Origin of the sequence: Chryseobacterium ginsenosidimutans (assembly GCF_024807225.1) — a bacterium.
Classification (GTDB): Bacteria; Bacteroidota; Bacteroidia; order Flavobacteriales; family Weeksellaceae; genus Chryseobacterium; species Chryseobacterium ginsenosidimutans.
The window spans coordinates 1,249,516-1,273,486 of sequence record NZ_JANUCO010000001.1 but is presented as its reverse complement, the minus strand read 5'-3'; the positions used below and the strand labels follow the sequence as shown (position 1 = coordinate 1,273,486).

Here is a 23,971-nt window from a genome sequence, read left to right as displayed (position 1 = left end):
ATTATTGATAAATTGATACAAATTTTTCAAGACCGTCTCTCTGTCCTGCTCCTACTGCTTCGAATTTCCATTCTCCGTTTCTGTTGTAGATTCTTCCGAATTCTACTGCTGTTTCGATAGAGAAATCTTCGTCTAATTCGTATTTTAAAATTTCTTCATTGGTATCTGTATTGAAAATTCTGATAAAAGAATTTCTTACCTGTCCGAAGTTTTGTCTTCTTGCATCTGCATCGTGAATCGTTACTACAACTGTGATTTCTTTTATAGCGTCATCAATTTTAGTTAAATCGATTTTAATTTGCTCATCATCTCCTGCTCCGTCACCCGTTAAATTATCACCCGAATGAATCACCGCTTTGTCCGGAGACTCAAGATTATTGTAAAAAATAAAGTGATTATCAGAAACTAACTTTTTGTTCTCGCCCAATAAAAATAAAGACGCATCTAAGTCAAATCCTGTTCCCGTAGATGTATTGTTGGTATCCCATCCTAAACCTACCGTGAATTTAGGTGCATTTATATTTTCTCTCTGTCCTTTTTGTAAGTTAATAGCCATAATATAGTTCGGTTTGCGTTAAAGTGTTTATATTGTTTTCGTATTCTTTTATTAAATGATAATTGTTGCTGATTGCCAGTTCCAGCAGATTATCCATATGCTCCTTTGTTACTTTAGACGTAATATACTCAAAATTACTTGAATCTAAGCCTAAAATATATTTCACGATTCTCGTATTGAATTGAAAACTAGGCTTTACCATTACTTCTGCGATGTGTTCTACATTTTTAACAGCGTAGTAATTAAAATAGTTTTCAATCTTTGGATCGAGGTTAAAATTCATCAATTCAGCATAATACATGAACAAAAAATCTGCTTCTACATCGTATTCATTCAAGATTTTATTCACTGTAAATTCGTGGCTTCCCGTGATTTTTATATCGTCTATAAAAATACAAAGTTTTCCTCTAAGAAAATCTTTATCCAGATAATAAGTATCGTTCGCAATTAAATTTTTACGATCCTCAAAACTTAGATTCCCATAATCTGTTGTATAGGTATGATTTCTATTGATTTTCGATAAAATGCTTGATTTTTTTCCTTTCTGAAACAAATAATAATCCAGTTGTTTCTTAAAATAAAAACATAAAAAATTGGAAGCCGTCGGAATCGCCATATAAGGACTTGGAAGAATCACAATTTCTTTATCTGTATTTAAAATATCTTCATGTCCGGAAATAAATCCTTCGAATAATTCTTTTGCAAATTTTTCAGCATACGACTTATCGCCATACTTGAAAAAGCTGTATTCTGCGGGTGAAAAAGTAAACTCATCCGCCGAATGAATGTGGTGTAAGCTGTACCTTTTATTCATAATTATAGTTGGTGTTTAAGTAAATGTGCGTTGAAACCAAAATCTTTTGCCCCTTTGTAATCAGCAATCGGATTGTCACCAATATGCAAAATCTGCTTTAAGTCTAAATCTTGGTTTTTAATTAAATTTTTCACCTCCTGAAATATCTGAGGATTCGGTTTTGAACAATTAATTTCATCAGAATAAATATGAAAATCGATGTACTGATCCAAGTTTTCATTCATCAGGAATTTTCTCATCGTTTTCCCTTTGATAAAACCAGTATTACTCAAAATATTAATCGTTTTTCCTTGATTTTTAATTTCATCAAAAAACTGATGCAAATTTTCGAAAATCACAACAGGTTTATATTCCAGAAATAATTCTTCGCTTTTCAAATAAAACTCATTTAATTGATCTCTATTTAATTGTTTTAAATCTACTTCTAAAGCATTTAAAATCAATAAATAAATTTCAAAAGTATCTACATTTCCACCAATTACTTCATTAATAGAATTACAAAGATCATCGTAATATTTTACGACTTTCGTAACTTCATCAATCGGTTTGTTGACATCAAAAAACGAGGAGAACAGCTCAACTCTTTTTGATTTAAATTCAGGGTGAGATTTTATTAAGGTAAGCCATAAATCAAAAGAAAAATGACTATGGTTGCGAATGTCGATATCTGTTTTCAAAACGGTTACAAGTTAAAAGTTTCATTAGCTTTTTCTTGAAAAAGACTTTAATTTTTTCATGATCAATTGTGTTCGAATTCATCTATTATTTCCAAAGATAGAATTTTTAAATTAATGTATAAATGTAGTTTTATGTTTTAAGATATTTTTATGATTTCCCCTAATTTGAATTTAATGACTAAGCGCAATTCAGTGAAAGAAAATCTTTTTTCTTAAAGCTATGATCGCCAAGTTTTTTTTGGATTAAATGGATGAATATTTCCGAAGAATTAAATAAAACTTTGCGGCTTTGGCGTTAAAATAATATAAATCAAGCAAAGTCTTTTAAATTCTCAATTGTTTAAAAAAAATTTTGGTCATTTAAATATTTTTTATAATTTCGCAACCGATTAACAATCAACAATGTCAACAAAAATGATAAATATAATCAATTTAAGCAATCCTATCAGAGCGGTGTACTTTGGTAGCACTCAATATTTATCTGAATAACGATCGACCTTTATAAAACAAAAATATAACGAAGGCCTATCTGTTCAGATAGGTCTTTTTTGCTACCCTATTTCCAGCTTTCGAAAATTCAAGTTGGTTGTCCTAAATTTTTAACGCAAAGAAAAATTTTCTTACTGAATAAGAGAGTGAGCAAAGTTCTAATCAATAAATTGATTGTAAGAAGCTTGCTTCATCAGCGACTTTGTCGCAACTCTTTGCGCTCTTAAATAAAAACAGTTTTTAAAAATAGCTTTGCGTTTAAAATATCAGCACAACCTTAAAAATCAACAATTTAAATTAAAAAAAATGAAATACAACACACGAAATATAGGGATCATAGCACACGTCGATGCAGGAAAAACAACACTCACGGAAAGACTGCTTTATTACACAGGGATGATCCACAAAATAGGAAACGTAGACGAAAGAAATACCACGATGGATAAAGACATTCAGGAGAAAAACCGAGGAATTACCATTTCATCTGCAGCGATTTCCACGCAATGGAAAAAAGATCAGAATGTCTTTAATATCAACATTATTGATACTCCCGGTCACATTGATTTTGCGGTGGAAGTTGAACGTTCTTTAAGAGTTTTAGACAGCGTTGTTGCGGTTTTCTGTGCTTCTTCGGGAGTTCAGCCACAAACGGAAAACGTCTGGTTTCAAGCAGAAAAACATGGGATTTCCAAGATCTGTTTCATAAATAAAATGGACAGAATCGGGGCTGATTTCTTTGCGGTTTTAAATGAAATAAAAACTAAGTTGAATGCAGTTTCCTTTGGCTTTGCAAATCCCTATTGGTTCTGAAGATAATTTTGAAGGCGTTATTGATTTAATTAAGCAAAAAGCGTTGTATTGGATCGATGAAAACGGAGAAACCATTATTGAAAAGGATATTCCTGAAAATTATAAAGTCGAAGCTGAGGAATTCAGACTCAAATTAATGGAAACATTAGCCGAATTTGATGAAACTTTCTTTGAAAAATTCATGAATGCTGAAACTGAAATTTCTGAAGAAATGATTGTTGAAGCGATAAAAAGAGCTTGTGGATCCAGAAGTTTAGTTCCTGTTTTATGTGGTTCTGCTTTTAAGAATAAAGGAGTTCAGCCTTTACTCGATGCAATTGTAAGTTATCTTCCCGCTCCAAATCAATTAACTTCAATTAAAGGAAAAAATCCTGCAACAGAAGAAAACATTGAATTGGAAAGAAATGAAGAAGAAACTTTTACAGGATTGGTTTTCAAAGTGTTGATTGACAAACACATGGGAAAACTTGCCATGCTTAGAATCTATTCAGGAAAGATAAAATCCGGAGACACAATTTTAAATGTGAGAACGAATGAAAATTTCCGAATTTCGAGGATTTTGCAGATGCAGTCGGACAAAACGTTAACAATTGAAGAAGGAAAAGCGGGTGATATCGTCGCTTTAACCGGAATAAAAGACGCAAAAACAGGCGATTCTTTATCTTCCATTGAAAAACCTGTCTTGCTTGAATCCATCACGATTCCTGCTCCGGTTATCCGAGTTTCGATTGAGCCGAAAACAAATGCTGATGAGAAATCTTTCGGTTTGGTTTTAGCGAAAATTCAGGAAGAAGATCCGTCGTTGGTTGTCGAAAGAGACCGACAAACAGGTGAAACTTTGTTGAGTGGTTTGGGAGAATTGCATCTTGAAGTTACGTTAGAAAAGATCCGATTGAATCACGGAATTGAAATCAATCAGGGAAAACCTAAAGTTTCTTACAGAGAAATTTTAACCGAAACCAGAAGACACAGAGAAAAACTTTCAAAACAAAACGGTGGAAGCGGACAATTTGCAGATATCACTTTTGAAATCGGACCTCGTGAAAATAACGAAATCGGTTTGGAATTCATTAATCAAATTAAAGGCGGAGTAATTCCAAATGAATTTATTCCTTCGATTGAAAAAGGTTTCAGAGAGGCAATGGAAAATGGAGCTTTGAGCGGAAATCCTTTAGAAAGTATGAAAATTACACTTCTCGACGGATCGACTCACAGTAATGATTCTCATGCTTTAGATTTTGAAATTGCTGCAAGAGATGGCTTCAGAGCAATTGCAAAACAGTGCAAACCAAAATTATTGGAACCCATTATGCAAGTTGAGATTCAAAGTATTGAAGAATATACCGGAGCTGTGACTGCTGACATCAATAAAAGAAGAGGAATTATTACTTCGATTGATGAAAGATCAGGTAGAAAAATCTTCGCGGCAGAAGTTCCCTTGGCTTCTACTTTCGGATATATTTCTGATCTGAGAACGTTGACGAGCGGTAGAGCTTCGATCAGCATGAAGTTGTCGCACTATGCTTTAGTGCCCGATTTCATTGCGAATACATTAATGACCTAAAAAAACGAGGGCTGCGAATTTTATTTTGCGGTCCTTGTTTGGGTTATAGTGCTTATGATGAATGAGGATTTTTTTATTTTTCTCCCTGATTTTGCTGATTACCCGGATCTTTTCTTCTCATATTGTGTGCTATATTCTTTGAATTGATTTTATTTCCCACGGATTTCACGAATTTGCACAGATTTTTTTTCACAACGCTAAACCCTAAAATACTCCTACTCTAAAACTCTCTCACTCAAAACCCTCCTACTTCTCCGGCATTACTTTGTAGGTTGGATCGTCTTGAATATTGATTTCGATTACGGCTTCTGCGTTTTTTAATAATTTTATAGAATCTTCACTTAAATGTTTTAAATGCAGCTTTTTATTGAGTTCGTTGTATTTTTTTGATAATTTATCCAACGCGTCGATGGCGCTCATATCAACGATTCGGCTTTCTTTGAAATCGATGACCACTTGTTCGGGATCGTTTGCAGGATCAAATTTTTCTGTAAAAGCAGTGACTGAACCGAAGAATAGAGGTCCGAAAATCTCATAATATTTCACACCATTTTCATCAATATATTTTCTGGCACGAATTCTTTTTGCATTATCCCAAGCAAAGACTAAGGCTGCAATAATGACTCCCACCAAAACTGCCAAAGCCAAATTGTGAAGAACAATGGTAATTAAAGCCACCGTCATTCCGACAAAAATATCAGATTTCGGCATTTTGTTAATAATGCGAATCGAAACCCATTGAAATGTACTGATTGCGACCATCATCATTACTCCAACCAAAGCAGCCATTGGAATTCTTTCAATAAAAGGAGCACCGACCAGAATGATTATTAAAATTGTTATTGATGCAATTATTCCCGAAAGTCTGGCTCTTGAACCGGCATTTAAGTTCACCAAAGTTTGGGCAACCATCGCACAACCTCCCATTCCACCAAAAAAACCATTGGTAATATTCGCTAAACCTTGAGCAACAGATTCTTTGTTGGCATTTCCTTTTGAATTGGTGATTTCATCGACCATTGATAATGTCAACAATGATTCAATTAAGCCAACTCCAGCCATAATTAAAGCATAAGGAAAAATAATCTGTAAGGTTTCCAGAGAAAAAGGAATCATCGGAACATGAAAACTCGGTAAACTTCCGCTGATGTGGGCAATATCTGCAACAGTTTTAGTATTAATTCCAAATCCCAAAACAATTCCGAAAACGATTAAAATGGCGACTAAAGAAGCCGGAATGACTTTCGTTATTTTTGGAAAGAAATACACAATCGCAATCGTTAAAACCGTTAAACCAGACATTATATATAAGGATGTTCCCTGAAGCCAGCCGACAACTCCGTTTGCATCGGTAACTTTAAACTGTTCGACCTGAGCCATAAAAATAATGACCGCCAAACCATTCAGGAAACCATACATTACGGGTTGCGGAATTAATCTTACGAATTTTCCGAGCTTGAAAACACCAACCAATAATTGAAAAATCCCTGCGAGAACTACAGTTGCAAACAGATATTCTATACCGTGAGTTTTTATTAAAGCAATTAAAACAACAATCGTAGCTCCTGCTCCACCGGAAACCATTCCGGGGCGACCGCCTAAAATTGCAGTAACCAATCCCATCATAAAAGCTGCGTAAAGCCCTGTCAACGGAGAAAGCCCTGCCAGAATTGCAAACGAAAGCGACTCTGGAATCATGGTCATTGCAACGGTAAATCCGGCTAAAAGTTCGTTTTTGTAGTTGATTTTTTTTGAAAAATCGAATAAGGCAATAGTATTTTTCATTTCGTGGCAAAGGTATGCACTTGAATTTTTTTACACAATTTTTGTGGTACCTCTATTTAGTATTTCACAATACATTCTTATATACGTTGTGTGTTTTCCAAACATAAAACATTACAGTATTCTGCCACATAACGTGTTTATTTGATTTAATTTTAATTAAAAACCATATTTAACAATTTTTTTTCATTCCTTTGTTGGGTTTTATTTCTAATTTTTCTATATTTGAGATTAGAGAAGCCAATTAATTTCTATAAAATTTTAAGCTAATTGATAACAATTAACTAAAATTTTAAATCAAATCTAAAACAACAATTAAAATTATATAAGGAATTGCACGAAAAATTTTAACAGGTAAGGGTATTATTCATACTTCTGCAAAGAAAGTCATGGAATAAAATACGTTACTCGGCAAAATAACAAGGAGGAAACAAAATGACCACTGAAAACATGATGAAATGTAAAATGAGAATGCAAAAACTCTTTATGTAAACAGGAATCAAGAAGATAAAAATCTGAAATTCTGATTCTTATATACATTCTTTTACACTTCACACACGTTTACTTTCATTAAAAGTCTTTTTAATATATTTTTTATTTTCAGACAAATAATATACTTTCTGTTGGGTTTTGCATGCAAATTGTTTACTAAATACTAAGGTTATTTAATCACATGTTATACAAAGAAATACATATAGGGCAGTTTATCAAAGATAGAGTCGACGAACTGGAGATCAGCATCGATAGAGTATGCAGTTTTTTAAAGAAAGATGAACAAGCTGTGGAAGAGATTTACAAAAGTGAATCTGTAAGTACAGAAATTCTTCTAAGATGCTCAAAGCTACTGGAATACGATTTTTTCAGGCTTTACAGTTCGCACCTTATTTTGTACTCACCACCTTCGGCTGTTGATAAGGAAAAGAAACCAAAATCGGGTAAAATTCCTTATTTCAGAAAAAACATTTATACACAGGAAATTAAGGATTTTATTATTGAGAAAATCCAGTCTGGTGAAATGACACACAATGAAATCATCAGCGAATACTCAATTCCTAAAAGTACGCTGCATCGCTGGCTTCAAAAAATCTAAAATTAAGAATCTCATGCGCCCTAATTATACAAAAATTTATCAGGATATGTTGAAAGAGAAGGATCCTGAAAAATTAAAAGATCCTAAAGTTCAACGCCTTATAAAGAATTTAAAAACGACGGAAGACGTATTGAATTTTAATGATTTGGTTTTTAAACAATCCAAAGAAAGCTCAGAAAACAATCAGAAATTAAAAACCTACGATAAGAAAACAATGCTTAAGCTCCTTGAGTATCAGCAAAAACATAATCTTTCTACCAATTATATGTCTAAAAAATATAAAATAAGCAGAACGACCATTGCAAAATGGAAAAAGACATTTGAAGAAGAATACGAAAAAATAGCATCCAAGAATTAATTTTTGAATGAAATATTCTGAAAATAAAAAATCCGATGAAGCAAAAAGTTCATCGGATTTTTTTTAAAGGTAATAAGCGAGAAAAGAAAGCGGGGCAGCGTTTGCCGGAATCGAACCGGATAATCTTGCAGGAATGATCTGCTTCATTATTCCTCCCCTTCAAATGTTGACGAAGTAACTTTTCTCTACGACACTTTATATTTTAAAACAAGGCTATAACCAAAAAGCGTATGTCGTGCTCTACCAACTGAGCTACTTTTCCTATAGAAATTTTGTGTTTTGAAAGTGTGGAAAAGGCGGGACTCGAACCCGCGACCTCGTCGTAATGAGCGAAGTAACACTATTCTACGGCACTTGTTTTTATTTTTAATACAAATATAAGGCAACAGGCGAAAAAGAGTTTGCTCATTTTCATGAGCGCCGCTCTTACCCATTTTGGGCAGTGAGCCGGCAATTCTACATCTGCTAGAGACTTACATTTTCTTTCGAAAACTTTTGCCCAGTTGGTTTTCAACCCAACCTCGCTAGTTCGGTCGCCCGAATTACGCTACCTTAGGACCGTTAATACGAAGGAACCCTTCTCTACGACACTTATCTGTAAATTTTTTAAATAAAAAAGAGGCAAAAGGCGAAAAGACAGACATGCACCCGCTCCTTACTATTATTCGGGAAATTGCACTTTTCTTAGATTTTTGAGGTCTAAATTCTGACTCGAAGTAAGCCTTCTCTACGGCACTCTTTTGTTTTAAATCAAGGTAAAAATTGCAGAATCTTTCAGTTCATTTGCTCTACCAACTGAGCTACATTTCGTTTACAACAGAAAAGGCAGGAATCGAACCTGCGACCGAATGATTTAATATCGAAGTATGATTCTAGGACGACACTTGATTTTTATCTTTAAATAATTTTAAAATCGAGCAAAAAATTTGAAAGAGGCTTTTTTCAATTTGGATTCGAAGGAACTCTTTCTTACGGCATCGATTATTTTTTAAAGTAAGGTAAAAAATCAAACAGAGACTTACTGACAGAGCGATACCAATTACGCCATCCCGATTTTCGGGAACAGGACTCGAACCTGTATTGCTGTCCCTTAAACGAAGAAATTCTGTTTTACGACACTTACTTTTTTTAAATTTTTATGGTTATTACTTTTTTGTTACTGCAAAATTATTACGTTAGTGCGCATTCTTTTTACGCAGTTGAAATTTATTTTAAAAACCAAGTAACAATTTATAAGAGTTTTGAATGTTATTCAAATTGGAAGTTTGACGATGAAACTCTTAAGGTCACGACATTGATTTATAAAACCGAGCAATATAGCGAAAAGACTCTGTGTCAATTGGAAGTCGAAGGATTTCTTTTCTTACGGCATCGGTTATTTTTTAGTCATTGCGAGGAAGGAAATGACGAAGCAATTTGTAAATAGATTCTTCACTGCGTTCCGTTCTGAATGACAATAAGAATGTTTAAATTATATTTCTTTCAAAAGTTCGATAACTCTATGATTGAAATTTATTTGTTGTGTTTTCATTTTATTAACTTCAGTTTTTAATTCTGATTCATCAACTTCAAAAACAGGTTGTATATTTTCTAATTCACTCAACATTAACTCCGTATATTCTGAAAACTCAATTTTACCTTTATTTTTTCTATAAAAAACATAAGGATGCCCAATCCATAATTGTGACCATTCTAATGAATCGTTTTCAAAAATATACTCCCAATCCTTTAAATCTGCAAGATCTACACAGCAAGTTGGTTCAAGAAGAATCTCATCATCTTTTTTTAAAATCAACCCACCATTAAATAACATCAGATAATCTTCGTCTTCAGTTTCAATATCATTAAAAACTACTTTTAAAATAATTTTCAAATTTTCATCATCCACAGTTTCAATATCCACAAAATAAGAACCTTTTTTAATTGGATTCAAGTCCAGATTTAATGTTGCTATAGCGTTTTGCCATCTTTCATGCAGAGCTTCAGAGCTTGGTGAATCTGACAGTTCGGGTAATTCATATTCTTCCTTCGAATATCTAAAAGGATTAATTTCAATAACATTAAAAAGTTGTATCATTTTCTGCAGTTTGTTTTTTCTTAGCCCATTGCAATGAAAATCCTTTTTCTGAAATGGCTTGAAAAAAGCGTTGGCGAAAAAGATATAGTGGAAAGCGGGAAATAGCTCCTAAATTATAGTAATATTCGGTATGAAAATCATTTATAATTAATCACTTATAATTTATAATTAATTAAAGCAGTGTCTTTTACAGCACTACTTTTTTAATCATTTCTACTGCAGATTTTCGGTCTTCCAAGGCATTCAGTACATCGAAAATTTTGTCGGACCAACCTGCGATAAGATATACATCATTTTTTCTGACATCCAACGGCTGTTTTCCGTAACCTGCCAAATCAAAAATATACAATTTTGCATTTGGGTTGAAACTTTTGTATTGATTCCATGAATTTTCAAAGGAATTTCTACCTCCGTTGCTATCCCAAAGCTGAGTATCGGTGAACAGCATGACTTTATCCACTTTTTCGCGTCTGTTCAGCAAATCTTCGATCACCAAATAACCGTTTGTGGAGTAACCCACTTCACCTTCCCGCTTGTAGAACGCATCTACGTTTCTCAGGATACCGTTTTTAGGCATCGGAACTCTCTTCCAAGTGTCACCAAACATACCTGAAACCACATTTTTGCACTGTGACTGCAACATCATCGACATTAGCAAACCGATATCGTACAACAAGACCTTAGATTTCGCAGAAACCGGCTGTTGCATCGAACCCGAAACGTCTGCCGCAATCACCACCGAAGTATCGAAACCAAAACCTTTGATATTTTTTGCACTCACCATCACGGCATCTTCCAATGCTTCCAAAATTGAGGACAAATAGGGTGAATCGATCGTTTTCAATTCTCTATACGCCGACAAAAATCTAAATGGCAATTGTTTTGAGTTCCTCACCGCTTTTTCATCCGACAAATAGTTGCACACTTTGTACATTGCATCTGATGAAACGTTGGCTTCCAAGATGTTTCGCAAGTTTCTCAACGTTGCCATATAACCCAACTTGTTACTGAAAATCAATTCTTCCCATTTGTTTTTGAAAGCTGATTTTCTTTCTGCTTCGTCCGCAAATTTTGTCTGACCCAAAACCGAAAGTTCAACTTCCCAAGTGTATGGAGTTTCCAACGCATCGTTGACGATTTTGTTGAAAATTGCCTGTTGATTTTCATCTTTTGCTTTTGGGTGAACCAAAAACAAAGCGTCTTTCAGTGTAACCTCAGCTTTTCTATTGTATTTTGCAAACTGGTATTCATCAAATTTATTGAAAGACTTCACCAAACCTTTTTGGATTTGTTTTGAAAGTTTGTTCAATTTTTTAATATCCTTTCTTTCGTTTGCTAATTGGTAATACGCTAGCAATTCTGTGATTTCATCAGCTCTTTGGATCACTCCGTCAACTGTTTTGCTTACCAAGTCTGTACCTGAAGTCTGCTTTGCCAATTCGGTCGTCAAAACCAATGGAACTGAACGCAAATACATCTCTTTTCTCGCATAAACTGCCAATTTTGCAACGAAATCTGGATCGTTTTTTTGAATCAGAGACTGGATTCTCGCCAATCTTTCATTTCCTTTTTCATAAGTTGTGTTTGATAATCCTGTTGTAACAACAGCACTATACAATTCTTCTGCAGGTGTCATTTTGTAAGCTTTTGCACCTTCGTAATTCATTACTACGTTATTTGATTTTCTTAAAAAATTAAATTTCATGGTTACTGTTTTTATTGTTAAACATTTTTGGAGGATTATCACTTCCTCTCTGATTTCTTATGCAAAGTAAGAGTGGTGTTGCGCAGTGTTTTTGCGTAGTGAAAAGATTTCTGAAAAAGTTTTTATTTTTTGTTGGAAAATCGCAAAGACGCAAAGCTTTATTTTGTTACAAACTGTTTTTAAGACGCAAGGATTTTATCTGCGAAAAATTGATTGTGTTGCCGTTGTGAGGAATGAAATGATTTTAAAAAGATATATCCACGAATTTTGTCATTCCGTAGGAATCTAAGCAAAGTGGTAGTGATAATTTAGATTCCACGCTTCACTGCGTTCCGCTCTGAATGACAAAAAATAACGTTAAATCTAATAACAAACAACTATCACTAACAACCAAATACAATTTGTCTATCATTCATTTAATATAAAGGAATCAACAATGTAAAATTTTTGAAAATCTCTTTTCTAGCTTTGTTTTGATTAAAATTAAAACTATGATTAAAGGATTATATGAAACTCACGTCCAGGTAAGTAATCTGGAAAATGCTATTCAATTTTATACTGAAGTTTTAGGATTGGAATTTGCTCACAAAGATGAAAACCGTCCGATTGCATTTTTATGGATTGGAAAAAATAAAGAATCCATGCTTGGTTTGTGGGAGCAGAAAGAAAATTTACAGACAAGACATTTTGCTTTTACGGCTGATAAAGAAGACATTTTGAATTATTCGGTTGAGTTTTTGAAAGATAAAGATTTAAAACCTTACAACTTTTTAAAAGACGGAATTGATAAGCCGATGGTTTTTGCTTGGATGCCCGCTTTGGCAATTTATTTTAATGATCCTGATGGAAATCAACTGGAATTTATTTCGATTTTGGAAGCTGATGCAAAACCTGAATTGGGTGTGCTTTCTTATGAGGAGTGGTTGAAAGAAAATTAAAAAAATCTTACGATTTGTATGTTGATTTTAATTGGATTTTATCCAATCCTTTGCTAAATCGTCCCTTCGGGACTCTTTCTTGGTTATAACAAGTAAAGACAGATTTTCAAAAATGAAAACCTGTCTTTGATTATTTCGTAAAAATCTCTTTTAGCTGAGAAACGATATTGCTATTTCCGGAAACGGTGATATCTCCAATTTTTTCGGCGATTTTCTCCATATATTCCATTTCTTTCAGTTTCCAAAGCGTTTCATTTTCTTCCATTAATTTGGCCGTATTCAGTAAACTTCTTGTGGAAGCGGTTTCTTCACGTCTCATAATACTGTTTGCCTGAGCTTTTTTCTCAGCAATCAAAACCTGATTCATAATTTCCTTCATTTCTCCAGTCAAAATCACATCACGGATTCCCGCATCGGAAGCTTTTAAACCTAAGTCTTCAGCTTTGTGACCAAGATTTTCAAGGATTTCTTTGCCTACAGAATCTTTTTTCAACAGCAACTCATCCAACGTTAAAGCTCCAACAAATTCACGCAAAGCCAATTGCATTAAAATGTAAAGTTGTTTGTCGTATTCTTTATTATCCATCAAAGCTTTCACAACATCTTCCACCTGATAACGCACGTAAAAGTTGATACGAAGCATCGCTTTATCTTTCGTCAAAAGTTCCTGACCTGCAATTTCCATTTGTTGCATTCTTGTATCGATAGTTTTGGTTTCTACAGAAGTTTCGTTGTTCCAGAAATAATAGGTTCCGGCTTCTAAAATCTGGGTCAGTTTACCGTCTATCAACAAAAGACCTTTATATTGATTAGCTACAACAAACTTTCTTACGAAGCTTTTGAGTTTCAAATTTTCCAAAATTGTTTTAGAAATTTTTTCTGTAATCTCAACTTTTGTCAGGTCGATTTTTTGAAATTCTCTTTTCAAAACACCTTTCCAGAAAGCATATTGACCAACATTTAGAACTTCTTTAAAAATTCCGTTTTCATAAACCAAAACAATTTCGCCGTCTTTTACCTCAACAACATCAATCATAGAAGCTAAATCTGTATTTTTCAATAAAAGATTCAAATCTTCTCCGGTTTTAAACTGAGCTTTCGTTTCAAAAACTTCTACAGATTTGTTTCCGAAAAGCCAGTAATTACCTTCTTTCAAAATAGTAATCAGGTTTCGGTTTTTAAAAACCAAACCCACTTGATATGCTTTAATTTGTACATTTTTTACCATCATATTTTATTTTTAGTGTTATTAATTTTAATTAAAAAAGGAAAAACCAAGATTCTTTCTTCCAAAAATGGCGGAAGTAAAGTATTGCAAAAAAGTCTATTCATTTCCGAATACTATAAACTTATTTTCTAATCAATCAGATTTTGGGCGTGTCCCTTTCCATCGCTGAAAGCAACAGCTTGGGTCGCTACGTTCATTTCTATCTTTTTTGTTCACATTTCGACTCTGCTCAATGTGACAAAAAAGGATATCCATTACCATCGCTCACGCGGAAAACCGTCATTTTTAGAAAAATTTGTCCAATAATCATGTATTCATCAACTGAATTTCATTTTCAGAAAAAACTTTTCTTACAGGCTTTTTCAAAATGTTGATTCAACAACTGAAAAAATCCCAGACTTTCCATGAAGAATATTTTTAACGAGATATTCAAACTCTAATAAAAAATAGATTTTGAGTCTATTTTCAAACTACATTAAAAGTGTAGTGCTCTAACCAACTGAGCTACTTCACCCGAAGTGAAGACAGGATTCGAACCTGTGCTAAAAATCTATTGTTCTACCACTTGAACTATATCCCCATTTTGGAGATAGGAGGACTCGAACCTCCAACCGATAGAGCCGTGTGAGATTTTTTGGAAAACCTCTGAAACCTTCAGATCAAGTTGAACAGAATAATATCATGTTTCTCAACAAAATATTCTGCAATGGTGATATACAGAAACACCCAACAAGACTCGCCTGATATTTTGACTAAAATCTATTTTTCAAAATTTTAGTATTGTTTCATTTTGATGATGCAAAGTAATAACACTATTACGCAACCTTTTTGCGTTGTTGTTTTAGATTTAAAAAAATTTAATTAAAATAAAAAACAGGCTACCTCGAAAGGCAGCCCGTATTAATTTCCCTGTATAAAAAATTTAATAATTTTTCCTGATCCTGTTTGTTTATAAAGTAGACATATCGATAACAAAACGATACTTTACGTCTCCTTTTGCCATTCTATCAAAAGCGGAGTGAATATTTTTCATCTCTATCATCTCAATATCGGCAACAATCTGGTGTTCTGCGCAGAAATCTAACATTTCCTGAGTTTCAGCAATACCTCCAGAAGCAGATCCTACAATGCTTTTACGACCCAGTTGAAGCATTCCAACATTTTTCAGCAATATTCCTTCCGGTGGAATTCCTACAACAATATGAATCCCGTCAAGCTTTAACAAAGAAAGATAAAAATCAAAGTCATGTTCTGCACTTACTGTATCAACAATGAAATCAAATGATGCTTTAACTTTTTCCACCGCTTCTGCATCGCTTGTCACTACAAAATGATGAGCTCCCAATTTTTCCGCATCTGCAGCTTTATGAGGGGAAGTACTTAAAATAGTGACTTCAGCGCCTAAAGCCACAGCGAATTTAACCGCCATATGTCCTAAACCGCCCAATCCTAATACTGCAAGTTTATGTCCTTTTCCTACTTTCCAGTGTTTAAGCGGAGAATAAGTCGTGATTCCTGCACACAATAATGGAGCTGTAGCTGCAAGATCTAAATTTTCAGGAATACTTACTGCGAATGATTCATCCGAAACAATTGTATTCGAATATCCTCCATACGTCGGCAAATTGTCTCGGTATTTGTCAATCGCATTATAAGTCGGGATAACTCCATTTTCACAGTACACTTCAAGACCATCTTCACAATGTTGACAATGACCGCAAGAATTCGCAAGAGTTCCCACACCTGCAAGATCACCAACTTTAAATTTCTTTACATGATCTCCCACTTTTGTCACCCGACCTACAATTTCATGGCCGGGAACCATTGGAAATACTCCGGGAAACCATTCATTATTAATTTGTGCCAGATCAGAATGACATACTCCACAATATAAAATTTCAATCTGCACATCATGATTACCAACATCTCTTCTTGCAAAATCCCACGGTGCAAGTGTCTCGTTTGGATTTTGCGCCGCATACGCTTTAGCTTTTATCATAATAGTATAATTTATTGGCACAAAATTATCTCAACATTACATTATTGAATGTGCATTTATCAAATCAAAAACTGTAAAAATCAAAGAATAGAATAATTATTATTCCTTACATTTATAATAGAAAATGTTTGATTTTTACAACTTTATGTTTGAAAAAAGCAGTATTTCTGGCCTTTAATTAATGTAATATTGTATTAATTATTAATGTAAAATATTTAATAATCCTGAAATGAATTTGCACGAAGATTTAAAAACGGACACCCGAGTTTTTATGCCCGGAACCGTAGAAAAAGACATCAATAACTTCAATGTTTTTCATGTAAAACATAATAATGATGAAAGATTCAACTGCAAGCCTTTTAATCGTAAAGCACTCTATAAAATAAGCCTGTTAAAAGGAAAAACAAAATTGTATTATGCTGATAAAACAATAGAATTTGATTGTGCTTTGCTTTTTTCAAATCCGAATATTCCATATTCCTGGGAACATCTGGAGTCTGATCAAACCGCCTATTTTTGTGTTTTTACGGAAGATTTTTTTAATCCTTTTATGAACAATTTTAAAGAATATCCTGTTTTCAGACCCGGAAGTGTTCCTTTATATCATTTAGATCCGGAACAATTTGATAGTTTCAAAGATATTTTTGATCAGATGCTTCATGAAATTACGCTTGAATTTAACTATAAATATGATACTTTACGAACTCTTGTTCTTCAACTTATTTTTAAAGCATTAAAACTGGAACCTGCAGCTTATCAACAATATAAAGATTCAAACGGATCTCAGAGAATTGTATCTATTTTTTTAGAGTTATTGGAAAGACAATTCCCGATTGAATCCACCATGCAGCGTATGGAATTGAAGCATCCTACAGAATTTGCCAACCAATTATCAATTCACGTCAATCATCTTAATCATGTGATGAAATCGGTGACCGAAAAAACAACGTCACAGGTAATCAGCGAAAGAATCATGCAGGAAGCAAGAAGCCTACTTCAGCACACCAATTGGAATATTTCGGAAATCGCATGGAGTCTTGGTTTTGAGGATCTCTCTCACTTTATTAATTTCTTTAAGAAAAACCAACAGCTTACTCCGAAAATTTATCGGAAGAATATAATTTAAAATAAAAAAAGCCCCCTATAAAAGAGAGCTTACTATTGATCTTGTAAGACATCTAAAATATCTGTAATTGTATTTTCCTTATCTGTAAAATAGGATTTCAATTCCTGATAAATGAATTCTTTAATTTCACTTTGAACTTTTGGAGTTCCTAATTTCCATCGAGTTGACCCTAAATAAGATAACTCTCCGTTGACTGAAGCATAAAGTAAAAGATGTTTTTTAAGCTTAGCATTTGAAATATTTAAGTTTAAATTTTTCTTTAAAGCTTCTTCTTTTAAGAATTTTTTGAACCCTTGTAAAATTCCATCCAACAGAGATCCTCCTAAAATTGTTTCTTTATAATTAGCATAAACTTTAATTTTAGGTTTTAGACTCCAACCTCCCACAAAAGCTAATGATAGTGAATACGAAAAATTTGTTTTTTTATTAAAATTTATCTTAAAAAAAGGAGAATCATATCTAAAGTTTTTCACTAATTCAAAGTCAATTATCTCTGATAACCCTTTTGGATAATGAAAAATATTGATTTGTAATTCATCGGTTGATGCATCAATACTCTTGATTTTAAGTTTAGCGTTCAAAAAAGAAAACCTCCTGAATAAACTATTCAAATGTTGATAGCTCAAGTTTAAATCTTTAAAAATATCTTTATCCGCCGTAAAATCGAGCTTTATTTTGTTGACATCATCAGTAATTTGACTAACAATTTCACATACTCCTTTCTTAGAATGTAAAATAGGCACATCGTTAATTTCAATTGTTAAAGTATCTGCCAAAGCAATAATACCGGCAATTGATAAATAGAAATGTTCATTATTATAATGATTAATGTTGTTGATTGCATCTAAAACGAAAGAAGAGTTTTCATGAGTAACACATTCAATAATTAATCGATTATTCTCTTTTAATGAAAAAACTATTTCATAAGTCTCTGCTTTTACAAAATCCTGAATCAAATAGTAAATTAGTTCATTAAAACCAGAATGATCTATTGAACCAATATACATTCCAGGTCGACTTCTGATATGCGTTAAAGCATTATATTTTTCATCCATAAATAAAATTCAAATACTCTTAAATATACGAATTCTAAAGGGATTTATCTACTTTTTTACTTGGCTTTTTGAAGACACCAATACAAAATCTTCGCAATATTTTTCGCATCATCCACACCTCTGTGATGCGTTCCTTCAAGTTTGAAATTCAGTTCGCCTAAAGCTCTTGCCATTCCGACACTTTTTCTGACGGTCGGATGCAGTTCTCCGAATAACGTTTTCACATTGATATGATCGTCACTCAAAGGATAATCGACATTGAAGCGTCTTGCCTGATTCTGAAGCATATTCAAGTCATAGTTTCCATAACTTGCCCAAGTCATGTCTTCGGAATCGTATTCTGCTCTCAGAATATCTAAAGCATCTTCTAATAAAACGCCCTCATCATCAAGCATTTGTTGAGTAATGGAAGTAAGTTCCGTACAAAACGGACTCACTTTTGAAAATTGAGGTTTCACTAAGATCCCTTCATTTTGCGAAATCTTACCAGTTTTTGCATCCATAATACAAACTCCGATTTCTATGATTTCACTTTCCTGACCTCTCGGCGGTTGGTCTTCCCAACACGTGGCTTCGAGGTCTATAATTAATATGTTGTCTGTTGTTTTCACTTTTTTAAATGTTTTAAAGGGCTGGAAGTGGGGAGCGGGAAGATGGAAGTTTATCACAGTCGTACATTCCCTTCCAGCCTCCAGCTTCAGACTTCCAGTCCAAGATTATTCCAAAATCTTCCTTAAAATTTTGGCGGCATTATATGCATCGTCTGCTCCGCTGTGATGATTTCCTTCAAAATCCATATTCATAGCTTTAAGAGCTCTTTTTAAACCCATCATTTTGTAAAGTCCATTATGGGCTTTGAACTGATGCATAATGTTAATATAATTTTCGGAAAAAGGATTTTCGATACCGAGATAATCACATTGTTCCATGATCTGCTCTTTATCAAAATTTCCAAAACCTGCCCAAGTAAGCGAAGCTGAATCGTATTCATCCCTTATTTTCTCGCAGGCTTCTTCGAAATTAATTCCTTTTTCTTTTATCAGTTTTGGAGTTATTCCTGTAAGATCTGTACAAAATTTGCTGATTTTAGACCTTTCCGGAATAACGTAAATGCTTTGTTTCTTGGAAATTGCTCCTGTTGTTCTGTTTAATTCGCAAATTCCTATTTCTATGATATCGACTTTTTGTCCGGCAGGAATTCTGTCGTTTTCCCAACACGTAGCTTCTAAGTCGATGATTACTATTTTGTTTGTTGTTTTCATGATTTTTGGTTTAAAGGATGGAAGCAGGAAGTTGGAGGATGGAAGTAAATCACACACTGCAAAACTTCCTTCTTCCCGCATCCAGCTTCCATCATACTAATTTCTCGGCGCAAACGGTGGCGTCCATTTTTTCTTCTTCATTAATTCCTTAACTTCCTCATAAGAGATTGGACAAAAATTGTGACAATCTACTCCAACGTCAATACTTAAAGCCATTTCGTCATCCGGTAAAGTTCCGTGAGAATGACCGTAGAGTTGCCAAACTCCGCGATGTGAACCATTCCAGGTGCGCATTGCGTAATGAAAGAGGATGATTTTTTGTTTTCCATTGCTATTTTCCGGTTCATCAATTTTCAATTCATGATAATCTCTTATGGAAGCAAATCTTTTAGGATACGTCAAAGCTGCCCCTTCGTGATTTCCTTTTATCAAATGAATATTTCCATTTAATCGATCCAAAATTTCTCTCGTACAGTCTGGTTTTCCCAAACTGATATCACCCAAATGGTAGACTGTATCGCCATCTGCAATTTTCTCATTCCATCTTTTGATGAGTTCTTCATTCATGTGTTCCAAAGACTCAAAAGGCCTTTCGGAGAATTTTATAATATTTTCGTGACCAAAATGGTGGTCTGCTGTGAAAAATATATTGGGTTTCATTTTTTTGATTTTGTTTAACCACAAAAGACATTTTTTTTAACACTTAAGAACACATTAGTTTTTAGTTAAATTCTTTGAAAACATTTTAGTTCACATGAGATGAAAATCAAAGATTTTCAAAAACTTAAGTGTTCTTTTTCACATCTATATTTAAACTTAAAAATAACTTAAGTGTTAAATCTCTTTTGGTTTTAGTTTAATAAATATTTTTAATTAATTTCCTCGAAATGCTTTATAAAAAGCCGTTTGAATTTCCAGTTTATCGCTTTCCACATATCTTCTTGAAAAGTGAATCGGGATGGCTTCTTTCACCTCACAATCCTTCATTATTTTTCCTGATGCAGACGCAAAACTGTGATAATTGATCTTTGCAAATTCCTGATCTTCGTCTTTGTAAAATGTTTCGATGTACACCATATCTGCTGAGTTGAAAACAGTTTTAATTTTTTCATAATTGTTTTCACAAACGGCATGATCCATAATTATCCCTAATTTGTAACCTTCATTTCTTGTTAAAAAATGAAACAAATCCGAAGCTTTGTAAACTGTATTTTCGATCTCAATTTCTTTGTCTGAATCGTTGTTTTCAAAAGCTGATTTCAATTCACTGATCCATTTTCCTTTTTTAAATTCGGAAGCGTTTTCATTAAAAGTGATCGAATCTTTTTCTTTAAACAGATAAGCGATAGAATCTGTTTTGTGATCGAGAATCGCAAAATCAACGTTCACATTTTCGTCTTCAAAAAGGAAATTTTGAGTGGTTATCAATTCAAGTTTCCAGTGTGGTGGTCGGATTTTATAGACATTAATTTCTTCTTTTGAAACAATCTCACGAATTTCATATTCAATTGCATTTTCATCAATTAAATTCCAAGTGTAAGATTTTAACCTGGATTCAACTTGTTGATGAATATTTTTCGGTCCGCAAATCACGATTTTTTCTCCGCTTCCAATTTGATGTCTGAAAATTCCATCGAAATTTGAAAAATGATCAATGTGGGTATGACTGATGAATATCGTTGAAACCGACTGTACTTCTTTTACCGTCAATAAACTAGCTTCCCCGCAATCACACAAATAATGCTTTGCTGAATTCGGAATTTTTATTAATATACTGATGTCTTCTTTTAAAAGACTTTTTATTTCTGCCTGTAACATTTTTTCTAATTTTTTTTTAATCACAAAAATTTTGCTCTCTGTTTGTCATTCTGAAAGAATCTAAGCTTGTATTTTTTTAATCATTATTTCTACAAGCTTTGCTTAGATCCCTACGGGAAGACAAAGTGAGCGTTTAATAAATAAAATTTTTGCGATTTTTGTTGTTTAATTAAACATATAAAAAAGTTTCGATAATAAATTACCGAAACTATACTTTTAGAGTCATCAACTCTTCTTTTACAACGTCAATGACTAAAGAATTCAACTTTTTGTTGATTCTTTTTTGTTCTTCTTTTTCTATGGTTGTGAAAACTTTCGGGAAATCTTTTTCACAATCCTCCAAAATATCCTGTGAAAAAAGACCGATCACTTTCCCAATCATTTTGGGTTCGAATTCACCAATCTTGCTCACAACATTGTTCAGTCGGTTTGCAGTTGCATATTTTTGGATTTCTTCCCAAATATTTTTGGCATTTTCACTGAAATGAACTTCTTTCTGAATAGGTCTATCTTTTTTAACCATTTTAGATTTTTCGACCCATTTTTCATTTTTATTTTTTAAAATGACCCTTGAGCCGTTTCCAAAATATTTGGTTTTCAAAGTTTTAACGATCGTTCCTTCACACCTATTATTTTCAATTTCCGGTAATCCCAACCAAGCCGGAATTTTAGAATCGAAAACATTCGGGAATTTCAAAGCCTCTTCCAAAGTTCCTTGAAATAAGATTTTCGCATAGAAAAATCTGGTTTCCTCGAAAATCTGGTTGACCAAATCTGTATCCAAATAAGTAGTGCCGTTCAACTTAATATCGAATCCGTAAAATTCGTTGTAAGGTGCATATTCAACACCTTTTTGAACTTTTATCGCATCTTTTACGGGCTCTACTTCTTTATGTTTGTAACCTCCACCAAATAATTCACCATAGATCACTACAGTTTCTAAATCCGGATGGATAGTTTTCACTTTTTCGAACAAATCAATTACTTTTTTTCTGTAACGTTCCAACATTTGATGGGCGTTATAGAATTTTTCATCCTTCTCGATGAAAGCGGTTCTTTTTGCGATTTTAATTTCCTTTCCATCGGTAAAGAAAGAGAAATTTGCACCGTGAACCTTTTCCTGTACAATGAAAACCTCATCCCCAAAACCCTGCAACCTGATCTGATCGATCACGCGGGTTTGGTAAGCATTTTCTATAGAGTTATATGTTTTGAAAATCATTTTTTTAGTTTTTTAATTGTTTCTAATTCGCTATTCTTCATCTGAGTAACGTGTCTTTGCGCGTGAAGTGAAAGGAAATAAATGTATTCATACACATTAATTTTTCCTAATCCATTCACTGTCATGGTTGTTTTGCAGAGGAGACCTTCGCCGTTTTTCATCAAGTCTAAATAATTTAAACATTCATGATATTGCTGAGAAATTAAATTTCTGATTTCACTTAAATTTAATTCTCCTTTAGGCTCCATATGTTCTGGTCTTATCCATTTAAAAGCTCCGTACTCACCTACTTTTTCAAATTTTTCTTTATCGAAACTGTAATGTTGTAATTCAAGATTTAAATCAAGATTAAGATAATTTCGCATTGCTTTTTTTGAACCTTTTTCAATGAGAATAAACAAATAAAAGTTCGTCAGATAAATGTGCTCTAAAATCTGTTGAATCGTCCAACCTTCGTTTGAAGGCTGAAAATTCAACGTTTCTTTATCTTTATCAAACCATTTATCAACCTCAACAAAACTGAGTTTCAAATGCGTTTTTATATCTTGAATTAATCTAAAAATATCCATTACATTTTTTTAAATTTTAATTAGAAAAGTAAATATTCAATGCTTTGATGATACTTTTCACGTTGGTGTTCGGATAAAATCCAGAACTGTTGATACAATTTATTTCAACGATTTTCCAGCCTTCATCCGTTAAACAAATATCCATTACAAAGGCTTGTTCAAGATTGAAAAGTTGGATCATTTCATTGGCGAAATTCAATCCGTCTTCTGACACATTTTCTTCGAAAGGCGCATTATCATTAAATTTATAATATCCTGCATCGGTAATTTGTCCGCCAACAATCCAAAGTCTTGCTTCTTTTATCGTTCGTTTTGCTTCAGAAATCTGAACCAAAGAATCTTCTGTAATTCTGTTTAATTGATTTTTTAATGATTCAAAAACGAAATCTTTCCATTCTGTTTCGTTAAAAACTTTTCCTGTAAAAATTTTCGCTTCATTGTAGGGTTTAATGAATTTTAGTTCATCTTTTTTCCAAATCAATTCTTCTGAAATTTTGTGAACGGAAACTTTGGGATTCAAAAGGTTTTCACCATAATATTTAGAATACACTTCATACAGGTGATTTCCTCCGTAAAAAGAACCGGGAAACCAGTCGGTATTTTGTTTTGCCAATCTTGCAATCGTCACCGAACCATACACGAAAACATCTTTTCTGTCTGTTTCGAAGTCTATTTTTTCTGCTGTTGGCGGAATATTAATTACATGATAATCAATATTTAATTCTTCCAACGCATCAAAAATTTTGTAATGATCGGGATCTAAATATACATTAGCCTGAACTAAAAAATACATGGTTATTGGTTTTTAAAGGTTTTTATTTTTTTGGATGGA

22 protein-coding genes and 2 tRNA genes are annotated in these 23,971 nt (G+C 33.3%); 6 read left to right on the top strand and 18 right to left on the bottom strand.

Features of this window, described 5'->3' with window-relative positions; genetic code table 11:
• Nucleotide 1 precedes the first annotated feature (1 nt).
• From J3D55_RS06225 to J3D55_RS06215, 3 genes are read right to left on the bottom strand one after another with little or no spacing between them, the layout of a single operon-like run.
• Nucleotides 2-556 carry a TerD family protein gene (locus tag J3D55_RS06225; protein ID WP_259129275.1) on the bottom strand — a complete coding sequence of 185 codons (555 nt, stop codon included), beginning with the start codon at nucleotides 554-556 and terminating at the stop codon, nucleotides 2-4.
• Nucleotides 546-1,370, bottom strand: coding sequence for a phosphoribosyltransferase family protein (locus J3D55_RS06220; RefSeq protein ID WP_259129268.1), 825 nt, complete (start codon nucleotides 1,368-1,370; stop codon nucleotides 546-548). The genes J3D55_RS06225 and J3D55_RS06220 overlap by 11 nt, the downstream gene beginning before the upstream one ends.
• Before the next feature lie 2 nt (nucleotides 1,371-1,372).
• The gene (locus J3D55_RS06215) at nucleotides 1,373-2,047 is read right to left on the bottom strand and encodes an HAD family hydrolase (RefSeq protein WP_259129261.1); all 675 of its coding nucleotides are present in this window, start codon (nucleotides 2,045-2,047) and stop codon (nucleotides 1,373-1,375) included.
• Nucleotides 2,048-2,842: 795 nt separating this feature from the next.
• Between J3D55_RS06215 and J3D55_RS22300 the strand changes: the two genes are divergently transcribed.
• Both J3D55_RS22300 and J3D55_RS06210 read left to right on the top strand, forming a co-directional pair.
• On the top strand, nucleotides 2,843-3,346 hold the full coding sequence (locus tag J3D55_RS22300) for a GTP-binding protein (RefSeq protein ID WP_310466825.1): 504 nt from the start codon (nucleotides 2,843-2,845) through the stop codon (nucleotides 3,344-3,346).
• Complete coding sequence (locus J3D55_RS06210) at nucleotides 3,306-4,910, top strand: elongation factor G (RefSeq protein WP_310466823.1); 1,605 nt, start codon at nucleotides 3,306-3,308, stop codon at nucleotides 4,908-4,910. Before J3D55_RS22300 ends, J3D55_RS06210 begins: the two co-directional genes overlap by 41 nt.
• A gap of 246 nt (nucleotides 4,911-5,156) precedes the next feature.
• Here the strand turns inward: J3D55_RS06210 and J3D55_RS06205 are convergent, their stop codons facing one another.
• Entirely contained in the window at nucleotides 5,157-6,695 is a 1,539-nt protein-coding gene (locus J3D55_RS06205; RefSeq protein ID WP_259129254.1) for a SulP family inorganic anion transporter, read from the bottom strand.
• A gap of 670 nt (nucleotides 6,696-7,365) precedes the next feature.
• On the opposite strand from J3D55_RS06205, the gene J3D55_RS06200 reads away from it, so the two are divergent.
• The gene (locus J3D55_RS06200) at nucleotides 7,366-7,782 is read left to right on the top strand and encodes a transposase (RefSeq protein ID WP_259129247.1); all 417 of its coding nucleotides are present in this window, start codon (nucleotides 7,366-7,368) and stop codon (nucleotides 7,780-7,782) included.
• Nucleotides 7,783-7,795: 13 nt separating this feature from the next.
• Nucleotides 7,796-8,140, top strand: coding sequence for a helix-turn-helix domain-containing protein (locus tag J3D55_RS06195; protein ID WP_259129245.1), 345 nt, complete (start codon nucleotides 7,796-7,798; stop codon nucleotides 8,138-8,140).
• A gap of 1,471 nt (nucleotides 8,141-9,611) precedes the next feature.
• Here J3D55_RS06195 and J3D55_RS06190 read toward each other — a convergent pair.
• Nucleotides 9,612-10,217, bottom strand: a complete 606-nt coding sequence (locus J3D55_RS06190; protein ID WP_259129244.1) for a hypothetical protein — start codon at nucleotides 10,215-10,217, stop codon at nucleotides 9,612-9,614.
• A gap of 187 nt (nucleotides 10,218-10,404) precedes the next feature.
• Nucleotides 10,405-11,922 (bottom strand): TROVE domain-containing protein, encoded by a 1,518-nt coding sequence (locus tag J3D55_RS06185; RefSeq protein ID WP_259129239.1) that lies wholly within the window; start codon nucleotides 11,920-11,922, stop codon nucleotides 10,405-10,407.
• A 491-nt stretch (nucleotides 11,923-12,413) separates the two neighbouring features.
• On the opposite strand from J3D55_RS06185, the gene J3D55_RS06180 reads away from it, so the two are divergent.
• Nucleotides 12,414-12,860: a VOC family protein gene (locus J3D55_RS06180; RefSeq protein ID WP_259129237.1), complete on the top strand. Its 447-nt coding sequence runs from the start codon at nucleotides 12,414-12,416 to the stop codon at nucleotides 12,858-12,860.
• A 130-nt stretch (nucleotides 12,861-12,990) separates the two neighbouring features.
• Here the strand turns inward: J3D55_RS06180 and J3D55_RS06175 are convergent, their stop codons facing one another.
• From J3D55_RS06175 to J3D55_RS06160, 4 genes are all read right to left on the bottom strand, one after another.
• Nucleotides 12,991-14,091, bottom strand: coding sequence for a slipin family protein (locus J3D55_RS06175; RefSeq protein WP_259129225.1), 1,101 nt, complete (start codon nucleotides 14,089-14,091; stop codon nucleotides 12,991-12,993).
• 434 nt (nucleotides 14,092-14,525) lie between these two features.
• Nucleotides 14,526-14,602: transfer RNA gene (locus J3D55_RS06170), tRNA-Lys, on the bottom strand.
• A gap of 5 nt (nucleotides 14,603-14,607) precedes the next feature.
• A tRNA-OTHER gene (locus J3D55_RS06165) sits at nucleotides 14,608-14,668 on the bottom strand.
• Between the two features lie 369 nt (nucleotides 14,669-15,037).
• Complete coding sequence (locus tag J3D55_RS06160) at nucleotides 15,038-16,087, bottom strand: NAD(P)-dependent alcohol dehydrogenase (RefSeq protein WP_259129223.1); 1,050 nt, start codon at nucleotides 16,085-16,087, stop codon at nucleotides 15,038-15,040.
• Between the two features lie 229 nt (nucleotides 16,088-16,316).
• On the opposite strand from J3D55_RS06160, the gene J3D55_RS06155 reads away from it, so the two are divergent.
• On the top strand, nucleotides 16,317-17,213 hold the full coding sequence (locus tag J3D55_RS06155) for a helix-turn-helix domain-containing protein (protein ID WP_259129212.1): 897 nt from the start codon (nucleotides 16,317-16,319) through the stop codon (nucleotides 17,211-17,213).
• A gap of 32 nt (nucleotides 17,214-17,245) precedes the next feature.
• Here J3D55_RS06155 and J3D55_RS06150 read toward each other — a convergent pair whose 3' ends face one another.
• The 8 genes from J3D55_RS06150 to J3D55_RS06115 form a co-directional block, all read right to left on the bottom strand.
• Nucleotides 17,246-18,268 carry a DNA topoisomerase IV subunit B family protein gene (locus J3D55_RS06150; protein WP_259129204.1) on the bottom strand — a complete coding sequence of 341 codons (1,023 nt, stop codon included), beginning with the start codon at nucleotides 18,266-18,268 and terminating at the stop codon, nucleotides 17,246-17,248.
• Nucleotides 18,269-18,324: 56 nt separating this feature from the next.
• Entirely contained in the window at nucleotides 18,325-18,879 is a 555-nt protein-coding gene (locus J3D55_RS06145) for a 3'-5' exonuclease (protein WP_259129202.1), read from the bottom strand.
• A gap of 105 nt (nucleotides 18,880-18,984) precedes the next feature.
• Nucleotides 18,985-19,530: a 3'-5' exonuclease gene (locus tag J3D55_RS06140; RefSeq protein ID WP_259129201.1), complete on the bottom strand. Its 546-nt coding sequence runs from the start codon at nucleotides 19,528-19,530 to the stop codon at nucleotides 18,985-18,987.
• 96 nt (nucleotides 19,531-19,626) lie between these two features.
• A complete protein-coding gene (locus J3D55_RS06135; RefSeq protein ID WP_259129199.1) occupies nucleotides 19,627-20,190 on the bottom strand; it encodes a metallophosphoesterase family protein in 564 nt (187 codons plus the stop codon).
• Between the two features lie 213 nt (nucleotides 20,191-20,403).
• Nucleotides 20,404-21,348 carry an MBL fold metallo-hydrolase gene (locus tag J3D55_RS06130; RefSeq protein WP_259129197.1) on the bottom strand — a complete coding sequence of 315 codons (945 nt, stop codon included), beginning with the start codon at nucleotides 21,346-21,348 and terminating at the stop codon, nucleotides 20,404-20,406.
• Nucleotides 21,349-21,556: 208 nt separating this feature from the next.
• Nucleotides 21,557-22,570 carry an RNA ligase, Rnl2 family gene (locus J3D55_RS06125; RefSeq protein ID WP_259129194.1) on the bottom strand — a complete coding sequence of 338 codons (1,014 nt, stop codon included), beginning with the start codon at nucleotides 22,568-22,570 and terminating at the stop codon, nucleotides 21,557-21,559.
• Nucleotides 22,567-23,139: a DinB family protein gene (locus tag J3D55_RS06120; protein ID WP_259129193.1), complete on the bottom strand. Its 573-nt coding sequence runs from the start codon at nucleotides 23,137-23,139 to the stop codon at nucleotides 22,567-22,569. The genes J3D55_RS06125 and J3D55_RS06120 overlap by 4 nt, the downstream gene beginning before the upstream one ends.
• A gap of 16 nt (nucleotides 23,140-23,155) precedes the next feature.
• Nucleotides 23,156-23,932, bottom strand: coding sequence for an ATP-grasp domain-containing protein (locus J3D55_RS06115; RefSeq protein ID WP_259129191.1), 777 nt, complete (start codon nucleotides 23,930-23,932; stop codon nucleotides 23,156-23,158).
• Nucleotides 23,933-23,971 lie beyond the last annotated feature (39 nt).

Excerpts from the sequence above, each read along its gene's own strand:
- J3D55_RS06210 (WP_310466823.1), top strand. The coding sequence starts at position 3,306 with ATGCAGTTTCCTTTGGCTTTGCAAATCCCTATTGGTTCTGAAGATAAT.
- J3D55_RS06200 (WP_259129247.1), top strand. The coding sequence starts at position 7,366 with ATGTTATACAAAGAAATACATATAGGGCAGTTTATCAAAGATAGAGTC.
- J3D55_RS06195 (WP_259129245.1), top strand. The coding sequence starts at position 7,796 with ATGCGCCCTAATTATACAAAAATTTATCAGGATATGTTGAAAGAGAAG.
- J3D55_RS06220 (WP_259129268.1), bottom strand. The coding sequence starts at position 1,370 with ATGAATAAAAGGTACAGCTTACACCACATTCATTCGGCGGATGAGTTT.
- J3D55_RS06155 (WP_259129212.1), top strand. The coding sequence starts at position 16,317 with ATGAATTTGCACGAAGATTTAAAAACGGACACCCGAGTTTTTATGCCC.
- J3D55_RS06190 (WP_259129244.1), bottom strand. The coding sequence starts at position 10,217 with ATGATACAACTTTTTAATGTTATTGAAATTAATCCTTTTAGATATTCG.
- J3D55_RS06150 (WP_259129204.1), bottom strand. The coding sequence starts at position 18,268 with ATGGATGAAAAATATAATGCTTTAACGCATATCAGAAGTCGACCTGGA.
- J3D55_RS06140 (WP_259129201.1), bottom strand. The coding sequence starts at position 19,530 with ATGAAAACAACAAACAAAATAGTAATCATCGACTTAGAAGCTACGTGT.
- J3D55_RS06185 (WP_259129239.1), bottom strand. The coding sequence starts at position 11,922 with ATGAAATTTAATTTTTTAAGAAAATCAAATAACGTAGTAATGAATTAC.
- J3D55_RS06115 (WP_259129191.1), bottom strand. The coding sequence starts at position 23,932 with ATGTATTTTTTAGTTCAGGCTAATGTATATTTAGATCCCGATCATTAC.
- J3D55_RS06125 (WP_259129194.1), bottom strand. The coding sequence starts at position 22,570 with ATGATTTTCAAAACATATAACTCTATAGAAAATGCTTACCAAACCCGC.
- J3D55_RS22300 (WP_310466825.1), top strand. The coding sequence starts at position 2,843 with ATGAAATACAACACACGAAATATAGGGATCATAGCACACGTCGATGCA.
- J3D55_RS06225 (WP_259129275.1), bottom strand. The coding sequence starts at position 556 with ATGGCTATTAACTTACAAAAAGGACAGAGAGAAAATATAAATGCACCT.
- J3D55_RS06160 (WP_259129223.1), bottom strand. The coding sequence starts at position 16,087 with ATGATAAAAGCTAAAGCGTATGCGGCGCAAAATCCAAACGAGACACTT.
- J3D55_RS06120 (WP_259129193.1), bottom strand. The coding sequence starts at position 23,139 with ATGGATATTTTTAGATTAATTCAAGATATAAAAACGCATTTGAAACTC.
- J3D55_RS06180 (WP_259129237.1), top strand. The coding sequence starts at position 12,414 with ATGATTAAAGGATTATATGAAACTCACGTCCAGGTAAGTAATCTGGAA.
- J3D55_RS06205 (WP_259129254.1), bottom strand. The coding sequence starts at position 6,695 with ATGAAAAATACTATTGCCTTATTCGATTTTTCAAAAAAAATCAACTAC.
- J3D55_RS06130 (WP_259129197.1), bottom strand. The coding sequence starts at position 21,348 with ATGTTACAGGCAGAAATAAAAAGTCTTTTAAAAGAAGACATCAGTATA.
- J3D55_RS06175 (WP_259129225.1), bottom strand. The coding sequence starts at position 14,091 with ATGATGGTAAAAAATGTACAAATTAAAGCATATCAAGTGGGTTTGGTT.
- J3D55_RS06135 (WP_259129199.1), bottom strand. The coding sequence starts at position 20,190 with ATGAAACCCAATATATTTTTCACAGCAGACCACCATTTTGGTCACGAA.